Raw genomic sequence first — 15516 nt, 5'->3', positions numbered from 1 at the left:
AGCATCACATTTGACAGGGGACATGGCTCGTGCCGTTCGTCGCGATCGCCTATCTGATTTTTCTCGCGGCGCCAGTCCTGTTGTTGTTCGTCGGCTCTTTTGGAGAAGTCTGGAGCGGCACGCTGCTGCCGTCAGGTTTCACCTGGCGCTGGTATCAGGAAGTCGCCGGCGATCCCAGCTTTCGCCGCGCTTTCACCACCAGCCTGAAGATTGTTGCGACCACCTGCATCCTCAACATCCTGATTGGACTTCCGCTCGCTTACGCCATTCATGCCGGCGCGCGGGGTGGTGTGCGGCTCGCGGCGCGGATCGTCACGCTGATGCCGATTGCCGTGCCCGAACTGGTCCTCGCTTTCGGCTTCATCCTCGTCTTCTCGTCGGATGCATTGCCGTGGCTTGGCAGTTTCTGGCTGCTGGCTGCGGGGCACCTCGTATTGACGCTGCCCTATACGGTGACGGCTCTTGTTGCCGATATGGATCAGCTCGGGCTCGCCGAATATGAGCACGCGGCCGCAACGCTTGGCGCATCGTTTCCGGCACGTATGTGGGACGTCACACTGCCGCAGCTGCATACGAGTCTGCTGTCCTGCATGCTGACAGTGGCCGCGCTGTCGATCGGTGAATTTCAATTATCCAATCTGGTCTCTGGCTTTCTGTCGCGCACCTATCCTGTGGTGCTGCTGCAGGCGTTCTATGGCGCGACGGGCTTTGCCTGCGCGGCCACCGTCGTACTGCTTGGGCTTGCGATGATCGCATCGCTGACCAGCGGGCTGACGGCGCGGGTCACCGGCCGACGTAAAGTGGGGGCAGGCGCGTGACGCTGCGATACGATCAAGTGAGCTACAGCTATCCCGGCACGAGCACTGGTGTGTTCGACATTGCTCTGGAGATCGGCCGCGGCGAATTGCTGGCGATCATCGGGGCGTCGGGGTCGGGCAAGTCGACGATTTTGAAATTGCTGGCGGGCTTCCTCAAGCCCGACACCGGGCGCATCCTGATCGATGGCAAGGACGTCGGCGCGTCACTGCCCGAGGCGCGTCGTCTGGGTGTCGTGTTTCAGAACTATGCGTTGTTCCCGCATATGCGACTTTGGGAAAACATCGCCTATCCGCTGAAGGTGCGCGGTATCGCCAAACAGGATCGGCGCGCACGTGCCATCGAGATGCTCGGACGTGTCGGCATGGGCAAGCGCGCGGAAGACTATCCAGCGGAATTGTCGGGCGGCCAGCAGCAGCGCGTCGCGCTGGCCCGTGCGCTGGTGTTCGAGCCGCAGGGACTGCTGCTCGACGAGCCGCTGTCGGCGCTCGATGCGGGATTGCGGCTGGAAATGCGCGACGAAATTCTGCGCGTGCAGCGTCAGGCCGGCATTGCGACGCTGCTGGTGACGCATGATCAGGAAGAGGCGCTATCGATTGCCGACAAGGTCGTGATGATGCGCGATGGCCGCATCGTGCAGATCGGCACGCCGCGCGAATTATACGAGACACCCGCCGATGCCAGTGTCGCGGCATTTGTCGGTCAATCCAACCTGTGGTCCGGCAGCGTCTCCGGCGATGGCATGGTGACAACGCCGATTGGTGCGCTGGCCTGCGATACGCAGGGCAAGAGCGTTGGCGCGAAGGTTACCGTATTCGTGCGTCCCGAGCGCGTCGAGCCCATCACCGGGCCGGTCGATGCGAGCAATCCCTGCTGCTTCGCGGGCAGCATGTCGGCCGACCGCTATCTTGGTCCCGTCAGGCGGATCGATATGGCCGTCGCCGGCGGCGCCATTCGCCTCGAAACCCATCTGCGCGGGCCGATCACCGGCGTGACCATCCCGCACGATGCCATCCGCCTTCTTCCCCCGACCTCATAAAGGAGATCGACATGAACCGACGCAAGTTTCTGAGCGGCGTTGCCGCAGCTTCCCTCGCCATTGCCATCAGCCCGGCCGCATGGGCCTTCGAAGGCGCCGAACTCTATGCCGGTGAAAAGGCGCTGTACGAAGCCGCGCGCAAGGAAGGCCTCGTCGTGTCGTTCGATACCGGACCGACCTGGGCCAACTGGGCCAATCAGTTCAAGGCGTTCCAGAAGCGCTATCCTGGCGTCGAGATGGTCTATAACGACCTTGGTTCGGCGGCGACCGTCGTCGCCCTCGACAAGGCGCGCAATCGTCCGCAGGCCGATACGGCCTATTACTTTGCAGCGTCCGCTTTGGACGCAGCAAAGGCCGGCGTGGTCGACGGCTTCAAACCAGTGAATTTCGACAAGCTTGCTGATCCGCTGCGCGAGACCGAAGGCCGCTGGTTCACCATCCACACGCTGAGCGTAGCGTTTCTCGTCAACGCCAAGCTGGTCAAGACCGTGCCGCAGAGCTGGGCTGATCTTCTGAAGCCGGAATACAAGAACGCCATTGTGTATCAGGACCCGCGCTCGACGGGGCAGGGCCAGGTGGTGGCCTTCGCCGCGGCCTTCGGCAATGGCGGCAGCATGGATAATGTCACGCCGGGTATCGACTATCTGGGCAAGCTGACCAAGGCCGGCAATGTGCTGCGCACCGTCGGCACCACGCCTTACGCGCAGTTCCTGAAGGGCGAGATCCCGATCTGGATCGGTTACGAGAACGATGGCTTGAAGGCCAAGTTCACCGACGGTCTCGGCGATGGCGTGTCCGTCGTCATTCCGAAAGAAGCTTCAGCCGCCGCGCCTTATGCGATCTCGCTTGTGAAGAACGGCCCGAACCCGAATGCCGGCAAGCTCTGGCTCAACTTCATCATGAGCGATGAAGGCCAGAAGATCTTCGCCGAGGGCTATGTGCGCCCGGCCGTGTCCGGTGTCGCCCTGCCGCCGAGCGTTGCCGACAAGATGCCGGCCGCGCCGCAGGTGCAGGCGATGGATATCGCCAAGGCCACCGCGAAGAAGGCCGAGATCGATGCCGGCTGGGCCAAGGCCGTCCTCGGTCAGTAAGCTGAACTCACACCGGCGATCCTCACGATGGTGTGGGGATCGCTTCTTCGTCACTCTGCAACAAGGATCACGATGAGCGCTCGCGTCCCGACATCCATGCTTGCTGCCTTTGCCGTACCCGGCAGCGTGGTGCTGGGACTGTTCTTCCTGATCCCTGTTTGCGCGGTGCTGGTCGGTGCTTTCGCGGATGGCGGCAGTGCTTTCGGTCGTCTCGCCAGCGATCCTGTGTTCTGGAACGGTCTGCGCGGTACGATGGTGCTGGGCACCGTCGCACCGCTGTTCTCGCTCGTTGTCGGCTTCTGCGTGGCGCTCGCACTGGCACGTTTTGCGCCGGGCCTGCGCACCGCAGCGCTGATTGCGATTTCGCTGCCGCTGACATTTTCCGGGTTGATCGTCGCCTATGGTTTTATCTTGCTGCTTGGCCGCGCCGGCTTCGTGACGCTGTTGCTTGCCAAACTAGGCTTCGATCCTGCTGTCATCGGTGGCTTCATCTTCTCGCCGGTAGGACTGGGACTGGCCTATTCTTATTATCTCGTGCCACGCGTCGTGTTGATCGTGCTGCCGGCGATCAGCAATTTCGATCGCAACCAGATGCTCGCCTCGCGCTCGCTCGGTGCGGGGAGTTTCCGAACGCTCATTGAAGTGATGCTGCCGCAGATCCTGCCGAGCCTGATCGCGGCCTATTGCCTGACGGCCGCAGTTGCCGTCGGCGCTTATGGTACGGCGCTGGCACTGGCCGGCACGCAGGTGAATATCCTGCCGCTGGTGCTCTACAGCAAGATCTCGGAGACGGGGACCGATCTGCCGGCCGCATCCGCTGCCTCGATCGTGCTGGTGGCGATCTGCGCGGTCGTGGTGGCGATCGGCGAAGCGATGCGTCCGCAGCGCAAGTCGTAGTCGCTGCCGCAGATCATTGCTTGCTGGCCGTCCAGCGGCCGGTGCAGCCATTCGACATTTGCATCGAGCCGCCGCCACCGCGGCCGGACAGGCGGCCGGTCATGACCGCGCTCACGCTGCCGCTGCTGCCGACCCCTTGCAATACGCCGCTCGGACTGATGCTGCCGCCTCCGCCGACGCTCCCACCGGAGATCGTCAATGTGCTGCTGGCGGTTTTGCCCGCACACACCGACGATTGACCGATGAATGCGATCAGCCAGGTGCCATCGAAACTGGCGGCGCTGCCGCCGCCGTCACCAGAGCCGCGGCGGGCTGGAGCTCCACGCTGCTCGGATCGCGGCGGGCGGGCTGGCTTGGCGGCACGCGGCTCGGAGGATGAGCCGGACAACGACTTACTGTCATTGCCGAGGCTGCCGCCGGTGGCGCCCTGACTCCATGCATCGCTGCCGCCGAGTGCGGTGATCAGCAGACCGGGGAGGATGACGGATTTCGTGATGACCTGCGCGATTGCCATGGGCGGTTACTGCTTGCTTGCGACCCAGCGGCCCGAGCATCCATCGGATCGCTGGAAAACTCCCGAGCCGGTACGGCCGGAGAGGCGACCCTGGCTGGTGACGCGGATACCGCTGTAGTTTCCGCTTCCGCGCACTGTCCCGTTGGCGCTGACCGGGGCGCTGCCGTCTTTGCCGATCATCCTTCCGTTGGACACGACGAAGCTTTCCGTGAACGTGTCGGAACAGCCGGAGGTGCCTACGCTCGATATCGACCAGGCGCCGTCGAAATTTCCGGAGCCTCCCGCGCCCTCGCCACGGTTTCGCGACGTGGTTTGACGGCGCGGCGCGCGGCGCTCGGAGCTTTCGCGTTGGGCAGGCGCGGCCGATCGGGCTTCGGGGGAGGAGCCCGATAGCGTCTTGCTGTCATTGCCAAGGCTGCCGCCGGTTGCGCCTTGCGCGAAAGCCGCGCTCCCCGAGAGAAATAATACGGCCGCGCAAGTCATCAATCCGGATCGAAAAGACATCGCAATCAGCTCTCAAATAGAGGTGTTTACAATTTCGCGTCAGGCCCCATCGTGGCGTTGGCGCAGATGGCGCCGACGATCGGACATGATTTTCCTGTCTTGGTGCATTGATCGATGGCCGCATCGCGCGCTTGCGCAAGCGTGGGCCGCGCGACAAGCGACCAGTTGCCGCCGAGAGCTGCGAAGGCGCCGCAATTCGCTCCGTAAAACGACAGTTCGAGCGGGCAGGGAGCCGTGCCGCATTGGGCGCGTGCCTTGGTCACGGCTGACTTGCGGGACGGCTGATCCCACGACATGCCCCATTTCTTGTTCTTGATGTCGTAGACGATCGAACCCCATTGCTTCTGGTCGTTCGCGCTGCGCAAACGCTGCAGCAGGCCCTCGGTTGCCTCTCCCGTTGGCGGCATGCCGCCCTTGACCTGGAAATCGCGGATCGCAACCGCGATGCCATTCTTGCTATTCAGCGGTTCGGGATCGAAATTCAGCTCATAAAGCCGGTCGCTGATTTCCGTAAGCTTGATTGGATCCGTGATCGGCAATTTGTCGAAGTCGATCCGCGGTGCATCGGGCAGGCGTGCTTCCTGCACAGGCTTCTGCGGCACGACGAGCGGCACGGTGGCGGTTGGTGCCACGAAGTAAAACGTGCCGTCGATCGGCGACGACGATACCCATGGCTGTTGCGAGCCGCCGGTGGCGCGCTTCACGGCAAGGCCGACCTGATTGAAGGTCTGGAAGATATCGAGACCGGCTTGGCGCACAGTGGTCGCCAGCGCCTTGGTATAGGGGCTGTTACCATCGCTGCCGTCCTGCGCCACGCTGCCGGGCTGGGTCGCATAGGAGATCAGGGTGCCTTCCGGTGCGCGCATCTGGGCAAGGCCGCCTTCCGAGGCGCGCAGGCCACGCGACCCGAACGGATTGTTCCGGCAGGCATCGAGGATGACCATGTTGAGGCGCGTGCCGGAGCCCTGCATCTGGCGCAGCACCAGATTGATATCGACCATCTGGAAATCGACATCCGCCTCGCGGGTGGGATTGGCGTTCACCGGCACGAGGTAATTGGAGCCGCTGACCTGCACGCCGTGGCCTGCGTAATAGAACAGGGCGACGTCAGCGCCCTGAACCTGCCGGCCAAAATTCTGCACGGCGAGATCAAGTGCGCTTTTGTCCAGGTCCAATTGCGCAGTGCCGCCGATCAGCGTGAAGCCGAGACCGCTCAAAGTCTCCGCCATCAGCTTCGCGTCGTTCTTCGGATTATCGAGGCGGGTGATGTTCTGGTAGCCGGAGTTGCCGACCACAAGCGCGATGCGCTTCTCGGCCAATGCAGCGCTGGCCGAGAGCAGCAAAGTCAGGACCATCAGCGCGGCAATTCGCGCAAGCGACCTGACCGGTTGGACGAAATGGTCCATGAATCCCATCCTGCAATGGGACATATCCTAGCCCGGATCGCATGAAGCGCAATCCGGGCCAGAGCCTGAGTGCAGTCTAATTCAGTTGGTCAGCATGATCCGGCCGACGACCTTGCCGGCGCGCAGTTCATCGATCCACTTCTGGGCATCGCCCATGGGCTCCTGCTTCATCGGCGTCGGCTTGAGCTTGCCGGCGCGGGCCAGAGCCATCAGCTCCTTGGCTTCCTCAAGCGTGCCGACCATGAAGCCCTCGATGGTCATGCGCTTATAGATCCATTGCACCATGGGCAGGCTGAATTCGCCGCCCATCAGGCCGGACACCACGATCTTGCCGCCGCGCGCCACCGTGGCCACCGCGAAGTTCATGGATTTGTCGTTGCCGGCAAAGTCGACCACGCCATCGAAGCCGCCGTCATTTTCCTTCACCATGCGCCTGGCGACATCGGGCTCGGAAGGGTCATAGGCGAAGGCTGCGCCGTTCTTCAGCGCGGCTTCGCGTGCCGCCGGATTGAGATCGGCCACCGAGATCGGTTGCTTGAACATCGCCTGTGCCAGCGCGAGACCGGCCATGCCGACGCCGCCGAGACCTACCAGCAGCAGGTTGCGTTGCCGCGGCCGATCGACGAGACGCTTGAGCGCGCCATAGGCGGTGATGCCCGAGCACATCAGCGTCGCCGCCATGTTGATCGGTAGCGGATCGTAATCGAGCAGATACTTCTCGTCCGGCACCAGCACGTGCGTCGCGAAACCGCCGTCGAGTGACACGCCGAGGAATCGGTTCTTGGCACAGAGGTTCTCGTCGCCAGCAAGACAGTCGCGGCATTTGCCGCAGCCGATCCACGGGAAGACGGCTTTCTTCGTACCGATCAGCGACTGATCGCCATCGGGGCCGACTTCATCGACGATGCCGGCGATCTCGTGGCCGAGCGTAAAGGGAAGCGTCATGCCGCGGGTGGTGTCGAGCTTCTTGCCGCCGCCGAGATCTGCATAGCCGTCCTGGATATGCAGATCGGAATGACACAGCCCGCAGCATTCGATGCGGACCAGCACTTCCTTGCCCTGCGGCTTCGGCGTGTCGACGATGGTTTCGCACAGCGGAGCGTCGAATTTCACCAGAGACTGGCGTTTCATAAGAGCCATTTTTGTTTTCCCTAGACTTCGTTGCATCCTAGCAATCACAGGATGGGGGCGAGTTCAAGGGCGCGAAAGAGCGCCAGGTTTGCACCTTCTTGCCGACGTCGCGGCGTCTTGAGAGGCTCATGTCGCGCGCATGCGGGCCCGTGCGGCGCGGCGAATGCTGAGCCTTCTAAGGCGCGACCATGCAGGGGAGATTTGTTCTGGCACGGGCTCGACCACCGCCTGCAGCAGCCGCGCATAGTCGAGGATCAGGCCGGGCGTCCATGCCATTGCTTCGGCGCGGCGTCGCAACACGCTTGCAACCCACAATTCGGGCGTGGCCACGGCCTGGAAAAATGCGCGCCACGGCCGATCGGTGCGTCCAAGCACACCTTCGAGGCCTGCATCGAGCGCGTGTGCCACGGCGGTCGAGCAATTGCGGCTGGTGAGGTTGTAGGTCGTATCAACACGGTAGGTGCGCCAGAAGTGGCGGACGCGGACGCGGTCGATGCGCGTGAAGCGGATATGTTCGGTTGCCTCGCACCATCCGGCTGCTTCCTCTGCGTAGCTCGGCTGAAAACGACCCGGAAGATCGTTCTCGATACCGGCACGCAGCACCCGGCCGAACTCGTCGGGTGCCCGGTCGATTTCGACGGCGGGGTAGTGGCTGACATAAACATTGGGCGCAAGCTCAAGTGCTGCATGGCCGGTAGAAACAATCCCATTGGCGTCGACAGCCGCAATGTAGCGATCCACCAGCGGACGGCGCCGCGCGCTGCGGCCTGGACCTGCGGGTGTCCAGACATGCACGACGAGATCGTCCTTGCCGGCATCATCCGGTGTGGCCGGCACCCAGAGCGCCGTGGGAAATGCACCCCCGATCAGCATCGAGATCGGTGCATCCGGTGGCAATCGCCGCAAGCGATTGGCCAGCAATGTCGTGCTCAACCCCGACACGATCAGGAGCGCGCCGATGTTAAAGCCGATCGTGCCCTCGTACCAGGTCGGCCATGGCTCCAGCGTCGTGGCGGCCAGCATCAGTTCGACCGCACCGGCGCCGATTGCCATCCGCCAGTTCTCGAAGCGCACCAGCCAGGCACTGACGATGCGCGCGCTGCCGTCGAGCAGCAATACGCCGCCCAGTAGCATCGCGATCAACAGGTTGGAATGACGCGGCTGGGCGATGATGATGATAGCCGGTACGATCAGAATAACGGCCTTGGCGAACTGATAGGGCCGACGTGTGACGGCAAGCAGGGCCGCCAGCAGGCTGACTATGCCTTCCAGCAGCAGCAGGTAGCCGAAGTAATGCGGCCGCACGATCGTGCTGCCATCGAACGCGTCGATCACGATAGCGAGGCCCAGGGTGGCCCACAGCACGCCGATCGCGAGCAGCAACCGCCAGCGCCGTTGCACCACTTCCGCGCCCAGCAGGAGTAGCAGCAGTCGTATCATCGGTTGCCCATGATCCCGGTTTCCAGGTCCAGATATAGCCAGCGGATGATTAATGTTTTTATGCGAGGAGCTCTGCGTTCATCGTGGGGGCACGCATGCAGTCTTCAGCCAGTTCCGCATCCGGTTCCACACTCTGTTCGCGCGCCGCGGTGATCATGGCTGCAATGATCTTCGGGCTGACTTATAGCCTCAGCGCGGCGCTGATTGCGCTGGATTTGGCAGAACGCGGCTCGTCCGACACATTCATCGGGGCGAATGCCGCGATGCATGCGGTCGGTGTGCTGGCGATGGCATTTGTACTGCCAAGATTTGCCGCCCATGTTGGCATGCGGGGTATGGTGATCGGTGCGCTTGCCGTGGCCGCCGCGGTGCTCGTGCTGTTTCCGGCCGTGCCGTCGATCTGGCTCTGGTTTCCGCTCCGTATCGTGCTTGGTGCTGCGTCTGAAACCCTGTTCGTAATGTCGGAAACCTGGCTGAACAGCCTGAGCACCGACGCGACGCGGGCCCGCGCCATGGCGGCCTATACTGCCGCGCTCTCGGTCGGCTTCGCGCTCGGTCCGCTTACGCTGTCTCTCGTGGGAACGCAGGGCGCGACTGCCTATTGGATCGGCGCGGGCTTCTCCATTCTGGCCCTGATGTGTCTGGCGACGCCGGGCATTACGCAGCCTGTGTTCGATGAACCCGCGGATGCCAATCCGCTGCGCTTCATCATGCTGGCGCCAATTGCGATGGCGGCAACGGTTCTGCATGCCGCAGTGGAAAGCGCTGGGCTGTCGTTCCTCGCGCTTTATGCGGTGAAGCTCGGCTGGCTCGAGACCAAAGCGACGCAGTTGATGTCGTGCATGATGGTCGGCGCCATCGTGCTGCAACTGCCGATCGGCTGGCTCGGCGACAAGCTCGACCGCCGTCGCATGATCATCGCCCTGGCGGGACTGGCAGTGATCGGTGCGCTCGTGTGGCCATGGGCGCTGCTGTCGCCGTGGACCACCTATCCCTTGTTGTTCGTGTGGGGCGGGGTGTTCGTCGGGATCTACACGATCATGCTGACGATTGTCGGCAGCCGCTTCAGCGGCAGCCAGCTGGTTGGTATCTACGCTGCGATGGGACTGATGTGGGGTGCAGGTGCGCTGATCGGCCCGGTCTTCGCCGGCGCTGCGATGCAGGGACTGACGCATGGGCTGCCGATGTTCGTGGCACTCGCCTGCACATGCTTCATGTGGGCCGCGATCAGGAGCCCGGCGCAGGAGATCAAGGCGTCGGCGTAACGCTCTTGGTTTTTCGGATCTCGGATAATTCGCGTGCCATTGCGACAAAACCTGACACCGGAACCGTCTCGGCGCGCCGGGTAACGTCGACATCGGCAGCTGCGGCGAGCCGCTCCGGATCTACGCCGAGCGATTTCAGGCTCTGCCGCAGCATCTTGCGGCGCTGATTGAATGCCGCAGCGGCCACCTGTTCCAGCAGGCGTCGTTCGCAGGCCTCTGGCTCCGCGCGGGGAACGAGGCGTACAACCGATGACGTCACCTTCGGGGGCGGCGTGAAGGCGGCCGGCGAGATGTCGAAGAGGATCTTGGTTTCGGCGCGCCAGTTCGACAGCACACCGAGCCGGCCATAGGCCTCGTCAACTTCGATGGCGACGATCCGTTCGGCGACTTCGCGCTGGAACATCAGCACCATCATGTCGTACCAGGGTGGCCACGGCTCCGTGCACAGCCAGTCGATCAGGAGCTGCGTGCCGATATTGTAGGGCAGGTTGGCGATGATCTTGGCACGCTCGCCTGCGAGCATCGGGCGGGGATCGAAGGTCTGTGCGTCGCCGATTACGATCTCGAGCCGGCCAGGATAGTGCGCGGCGATTTCCTTGAGCGGGCCGAGTGCGCGCTCATCACGCTCGACGGCGATGACGCGCCTGGCGCCCATCGCCAGCAATGCGCGGGTGAGGCCGCCAGGGCCCGGACCAACCTCGATGACCGTGCAATCTTCCAGCGGGCCGGCGGCGCGTGCGATGCGTGCGGTGAGATTGAGATCGAGCAGAAAATTCTGGCCGAGCGATTTGCGCGCCTGCAGATCGAAACGTTTGATGACGTCACGCAGCGGCGGCAGATCGTCGATCCCGCTCATGCGGATTGCGTCGCGGCCATACGGGCTGCGAGTTTGAGCGCGGCGATCAGGCTCGACGGATTGGCCTTGCCGGTGCCAGCGATGTCGAATGCGGTGCCGTGATCGGGCGAGGTGCGGATGAAGGGCAGGCCGAGCGTGACGTTGACGCCCTCATCGAAGGCGATGGTCTTGATCGGGATCAAGGCCTGATCGTGATACATGCAGATCGCACAGTCATAGGTCGCGCGGGCCGCGGGATGGAACATGGTGTCGGAGGGCAAAGGCCCGCGTGCGTCGATGCCTTCGTTCTGCAACACGGTGACGGCGTGCATGATGAACGCCTGCTCCTCGTCGCCCATCGAACCATCTTCGCCGGCATGCGGATTGAGGCCAGCAATGGCCAGTCGGGGCCGCTTGATGCCGAAACGGGTCTTCATGTCGTTGACCACGATGCGCGCGGTCGCAGTGATCAGCGGGCCGCTCAGTTGGGCAATGGCATCGCGCAGCGAGACATGGATCGTGACCGGCACCACGGCCAGCTGGGGCGACCACAACAGCATCACCGGCAGCGGGACCTTTCCGTCGCGGGCGGCCAGCTCGGCGAGAAATTCGGTGTGACCGGGGTGAGTGAAACCAGCGCGATAGAGCACGCTCTTGGCGATCGGATTGGTTACGACGGCGCTGGCACGGCCGGCTTCCACATCCGCGACAGCCTGACGGATCGAGGCGACGGCTGCGGGCGCGCTGGAGGCGTCGGGACGGCGCGGAGGCGCGGTGATCGTCTGTCCGATCGACACCACTGGTAACGCGTCAGCAAACGTCTCAGCAGCACCGGCGGGCGTTGCATCGGCCAGCCTGACGTCGAGGCCGAGCGTCTTGGCACGTTCCGCCATGAAGTCACGGTCACCAAGCAGATAGAACGGGGGCAGGTCGAATTCGTGCCGACGCAGCCAGGCAGCGATGGCAATGTCCGGGCCGATGCCGGCCGGTTCGCCCAATGTCAGCGCAAGAGGTTTGGTCATGGTGCCGCCCTAAGCCAGTCGCGGCCTAAGCCGGATCGGAAATTACCGATATTCGATCATCGCCGCTTTGCGCACTTCCTGCAGGTAGGACTTCGACTTCGCTTCGAATTTGTCGGCAAACATCTTGTCGCGGACTTCCCGCTTCTTCGGGGTATCGACCTTGGTCGGCTTGCGCGCGCATAGAGCGACCATTTCGACACCCTGGCGGGTCACTTCCGGAGGCGTGAGACGTCCGATCGGGGTCTTGTCGAGCAGTTCTCGCAGCGACGGCGGCAGATCGGCGGAGGTCTTGACCACGGTATCGCGGATGGTCGCATTCTGCATCGACTTGAAGGTACGGTTGGCGTCTTCGCAGCTCTGGATGCGCTCCCGCAGCCCTTCGGCTTCCTTGTGCCGCGCTTCCATCATGCCGGACGCCGCACCGCGGGGCACGACCAGCACGACCGGCCGCATCTGATATTCGAATGCTTCGGTCATGGCATCGCCACCGGCGCTCTGGACGGCTGCATCGACTTCCTTTTCGCCGACCTGCAGGCTCTGCTTGAAGCGCCCGCGGACGATCGCGTTCCAGACCATGTCGGCCTTCAAACGGCTTTTCAACGTGTCCGGGCGGATGCCTTTGGACGCCAGCGACTGCACCAGCTGATCCGGCGTGAGGCGCATGCGCGAGCTCATGTTCTGAAATGCACCATCGACTTCCGAAGCACCGGGATCGACACTGTATTTCTTGCCTTCCTTGATCTTCACCTTTTCGCTGATCAACTCGTCGATCACGTCCTGGCGGCTGTTCGTCTTCGCGCCGGACAATGCATTCAACTTGGTGCGCTGCTCGATATCGAAATTGGTGATGGGCTCGCCATTGACCATGACGGCGACGGACTGGGCCCGAGCCGGCGATCCCGCGCAAATGAAAAGGGTAACTGCCGTCGCCAAAGTGGCTCGCAGAACGCGTCCGGAAATCATCGTACCCATCATTGTCAAAACCGCGGTGTCAAAGCTCTCTTGAAAGCAGAATTCGCATACATCGCGACGGAAAACGGAGATTTCACGGCACAAAGGACCGATATTAGTAAGTGCCGCCGGTTCCGCTCGCAGACGTGGTATTGCCAATTGTCCGCAGGCCAATCTGGAACATGAATGTATGGCTCAGAACGGGCGGTGTGCTCAGGTTACTCACGTAGTTGTAGGACGTGACATAATTGACGCCGAGCACGAAGCAGTCGTCCACATAGCCGGCGCCGATCGTGTACTGGTTGATCTTGTTGGCCTCAAGGTCCCAGCGTGCGCCACCGGTGACCACCCAGTTAGACGCCAGTTTGATCGAACCGGTACCAAGGAGGCCTTCGCGGCGAGTGAGGTAGCCCAATTCCGCCTGCGGTGCGTAGTTGCCATACATCAGGCTGACTGACCAACGGTCGAAGCTCGCGCGACCCTCCGCCTCAAAGCGCGAGATATTGCCGGTCGCCTCGTCGATTCGAGCACGGGTACTGACCGTATAGGTGCGGTTCGGCGAATAGGCGAGGCTGGCGACGTAGTCTGACCGCGAGGTGGCCAGTCCGGAGTTCACGCCAGTATTAGTCGTATCGGCGACTGCGAACGAGTTCAAGCCGAAGAGTTGATAGGACTGACCGAACAAGACTTTGACGGAACCGCCACGATCGAACTGCGTGGTGGCCTGCACGCCTACGTTGGCGCGGCCGCCGCCTTCGACACGGTCGTAACCGGAGAACTTGTTGACGCTGAACAGATTGCTCGCGTCGAAGCTCATGCTCTGCGCGTCTTCGTTCGGCAACTTACCGGCGTAGGTTTCGTTCGGACGAATGATCACCTGAGCGATGGGTTCGAGTGTCGTGGTGCCCCACGGCTGAACGTTGATGAACGGATAGCGATATTCGACGCCCACGGTCGGCATCACCCGCAGCGCGGTCGTGTCGCCGGTCGGCAGGAAGTTGGACACGCCGGGCTGGTTCGAGATCGAGGCATCGATCGCATCGACGCGCAGGATCGCGAACGGCGTGAAGATCTGGCCGAACGAGTCCGTATAAGACCGGCGCCACTGAGCTTCACCGGTCACGCGGGTATAGGTGCCGGGAACGCCATTCATCAGGCAGTTTGTTGGCGTCCGTGAGGCCGTGTCCGCTGAGAGAATATTGCAAGGGCTCAAGCCGGTCAGTGGATCAATCTTACTGTTTATTGCAGTGAACGCAGCCTGATCACGGCTCAGGCTGGTCATGTTGAACTTGTAGCTGAACTCGCCGCCCAGAATGTTCTGGTTAAGGACGTTGTTGTAATCGATCACCGGATGAATCACCGGGACTTGGCTCTGATTACCGGAGAAGCTCAGATAGTAGATCGTGCGTGCATCGAAGAAGCTACGCTTGCCGACGCCTGTTAGATATAGCTGCGAAACGGCTTCGGTCTGCAGATTCAAAAACGAGGCATAGGGATCCCGGTACATCGACAGCCGGTAGTCTTGCAGGAAGTTGTAATCGCTGAGTGCGACCGCGTCCCAGCCCCACACCCATTTGTCGTTCAGTGCGAACTGGCCTTTGGACTCCACGCCGCCGCGCCAGTCCTTGTCACCGACCGTGTTGGCGTATGCATTCCGATCCTGCTGGTTAATGCCATAGGCGCGGATCTGATAAGCGCCGTCCATTAGCCGCTGGCGGAATTCGCCCTGCACCAACAAGCCCTGCTTGCTGGTGTAGCGCGGCGAGAACGTCGCGTCGTAGTCGGGGGCGATTGCCCAATAGAACGGGGTTTCGACACCGAAACCGTAATTGGAGTTTTGCGAAGGCGAAGGCATCAGGAAGCCGGTCTTGCGCTTCACCGTCGGATCGGGCGTCGAAAAATACGGGATATAGGCGAGGGGAACGCCGAAAAACTCGATCCGGGCGTCCTCGAAATACATCATCTTTTCGGTCTGGTCGTGGATGACGCGAGCACCCTTGACCTGCCACAGCGGCGGCTTCTTCGGATCTTCCTTACAGGCGGCGCAGGCCGTGTAGACACCGTTCTGGAACACGGTGTAGTTGCCGGCGGTGCGCTCGGCACGCGTCGCCGCCATGCGGGTCGCATCCGCGGTATCGACGCGCAGCGAATCCACGAAACCGTCGCGGTAGTCGTCGCTGAGATCCAGCAGGTTGGCATAGGTGATCTTGCCGTCAGCGTCCGTCATGCGGACATTGCCTTCGGCGTGCAGGCGCTTGGTTTTCTGGTCGTAGATGACCTTGTCGGCCTCGACCGAGGTGCCGTTGTAATACATCTGCACGCTGCCGACTGCGGCGACGCGCGAGTTGTTATAGTCGTAATTGACCTCGGTCGCCTGGACCAGCATCTGCCCGGTCTGGGCGGCAGGCGGCGGCTTCGGCCGGGTGGCGGGGCGATTGTAGGTGAAACTCTGGGCAGCCGCCGGCGTTGTCGTCGCGACGCCAAATGCAGTCGCGAGACCCAAAACGGTTGCGAGCACCGGGGCCAGTACGCCAGACGTGCAAAACCGGTCGCCGCGCGTGGTCATGCGCAGCTTCCAATCAAATGCCTGCTCACGGAGGGCGGC

General features: G+C 62.5%; 14 protein-coding genes. 5 read left to right on the top strand and 9 right to left on the bottom strand.

Annotated features, from left to right (window positions below; genetic code table 11):
* Window positions 1-29 precede the first annotated feature (29 nt).
* From RSO67_RS04130 to RSO67_RS04115, 4 genes are all read left to right on the top strand, one after another.
* Complete coding sequence (locus RSO67_RS04130) at window positions 30-818, top strand: ABC transporter permease (RefSeq protein WP_116662420.1); 789 nt, start codon at window positions 30-32, stop codon at window positions 816-818.
* Window positions 815-1855: an ABC transporter ATP-binding protein gene (locus RSO67_RS04125; protein ID WP_315842478.1), complete on the top strand. Its 1041-nt coding sequence runs from the start codon at window positions 815-817 to the stop codon at window positions 1853-1855. The genes RSO67_RS04130 and RSO67_RS04125 overlap by 4 nt, the downstream gene beginning before the upstream one ends.
* An 11-nt stretch (window positions 1856-1866) precedes the next feature.
* Window positions 1867-2946 (top strand): extracellular solute-binding protein, encoded by a 1080-nt coding sequence (locus RSO67_RS04120; protein WP_315842477.1) that lies wholly within the window; start codon window positions 1867-1869, stop codon window positions 2944-2946.
* Window positions 2947-3018: 72 nt separating this feature from the next.
* Entirely contained in the window at window positions 3019-3843 is an 825-nt protein-coding gene (locus RSO67_RS04115) for an ABC transporter permease (protein WP_315842476.1), read from the top strand.
* 13 nt (window positions 3844-3856) lie between these two features.
* Here the strand turns inward: RSO67_RS04115 and RSO67_RS04110 are convergent, their stop codons facing one another.
* The 5 genes from RSO67_RS04110 to RSO67_RS04090 all read right to left on the bottom strand — a co-directional run bounded on the left by RSO67_RS04110 (window position 3857) and on the right by RSO67_RS04090 (window position 8838).
* Window positions 3857-4357 (bottom strand): hypothetical protein, encoded by a 501-nt coding sequence (locus RSO67_RS04110; RefSeq protein WP_315842475.1) that lies wholly within the window; start codon window positions 4355-4357, stop codon window positions 3857-3859.
* 6 nt (window positions 4358-4363) lie between these two features.
* A complete protein-coding gene (locus RSO67_RS04105) occupies window positions 4364-4861 on the bottom strand; it encodes a hypothetical protein (RefSeq protein WP_315842474.1) in 498 nt (165 codons plus the stop codon).
* A 26-nt stretch (window positions 4862-4887) separates the two neighbouring features.
* Window positions 4888-6267 carry a caspase family protein gene (locus tag RSO67_RS04100; protein ID WP_315842473.1) on the bottom strand — a complete coding sequence of 460 codons (1380 nt, stop codon included), beginning with the start codon at window positions 6265-6267 and terminating at the stop codon, window positions 4888-4890.
* Window positions 6268-6348: 81 nt separating this feature from the next.
* Window positions 6349-7407 carry an alcohol dehydrogenase gene (locus RSO67_RS04095; RefSeq protein ID WP_315842472.1) on the bottom strand — a complete coding sequence of 353 codons (1059 nt, stop codon included), beginning with the start codon at window positions 7405-7407 and terminating at the stop codon, window positions 6349-6351.
* A 117-nt stretch (window positions 7408-7524) separates the two neighbouring features.
* Window positions 7525-8838, bottom strand: a complete 1314-nt coding sequence (locus RSO67_RS04090) for a DUF308 domain-containing protein (protein WP_315842471.1) — start codon at window positions 8836-8838, stop codon at window positions 7525-7527.
* A 95-nt stretch (window positions 8839-8933) separates the two neighbouring features.
* Between RSO67_RS04090 and RSO67_RS04085 the strand changes: the two genes are divergently transcribed.
* On the top strand, window positions 8934-10103 hold the full coding sequence (locus tag RSO67_RS04085; protein ID WP_315842470.1) for an MFS transporter: 1170 nt from the start codon (window positions 8934-8936) through the stop codon (window positions 10101-10103).
* Here the strand turns inward: RSO67_RS04085 and rsmA are convergent.
* The 4 genes from rsmA to RSO67_RS04065 all read right to left on the bottom strand — a co-directional run bounded on the left by rsmA (window position 10087) and on the right by RSO67_RS04065 (window position 15477).
* Window positions 10087-10959, bottom strand: coding sequence for a 16S rRNA (adenine(1518)-N(6)/adenine(1519)-N(6))-dimethyltransferase RsmA (rsmA, locus tag RSO67_RS04080; protein WP_315842469.1), 873 nt, complete (start codon window positions 10957-10959; stop codon window positions 10087-10089). The two genes, RSO67_RS04085 and rsmA, sit on opposite strands and share 17 nt — an antisense overlap.
* Window positions 10956-11960, bottom strand: a complete 1005-nt coding sequence (pdxA, locus tag RSO67_RS04075) for a 4-hydroxythreonine-4-phosphate dehydrogenase PdxA (RefSeq protein ID WP_315842468.1) — start codon at window positions 11958-11960, stop codon at window positions 10956-10958. The genes rsmA and pdxA overlap by 4 nt, the downstream gene beginning before the upstream one ends.
* 42 nt (window positions 11961-12002) lie before the next feature.
* Window positions 12003-12932, bottom strand: a complete 930-nt coding sequence (locus RSO67_RS04070) for a SurA N-terminal domain-containing protein (protein WP_410001869.1) — start codon at window positions 12930-12932, stop codon at window positions 12003-12005.
* 94 nt (window positions 12933-13026) lie between these two features.
* Window positions 13027-15477 carry an LPS-assembly protein LptD gene (locus RSO67_RS04065; protein WP_315842467.1) on the bottom strand — a complete coding sequence of 817 codons (2451 nt, stop codon included), beginning with the start codon at window positions 15475-15477 and terminating at the stop codon, window positions 13027-13029.
* Window positions 15478-15516 lie beyond the last annotated feature (39 nt).

It is taken from the genome of Tardiphaga sp. 709 (assembly GCF_032401055.1).
Classification (GTDB): Bacteria; Pseudomonadota; Alphaproteobacteria; order Rhizobiales; family Xanthobacteraceae; genus Tardiphaga.
Note: the sequence above shows the minus strand (reverse complement) of the source record. Positions and strands in the feature narration are given on the sequence as shown.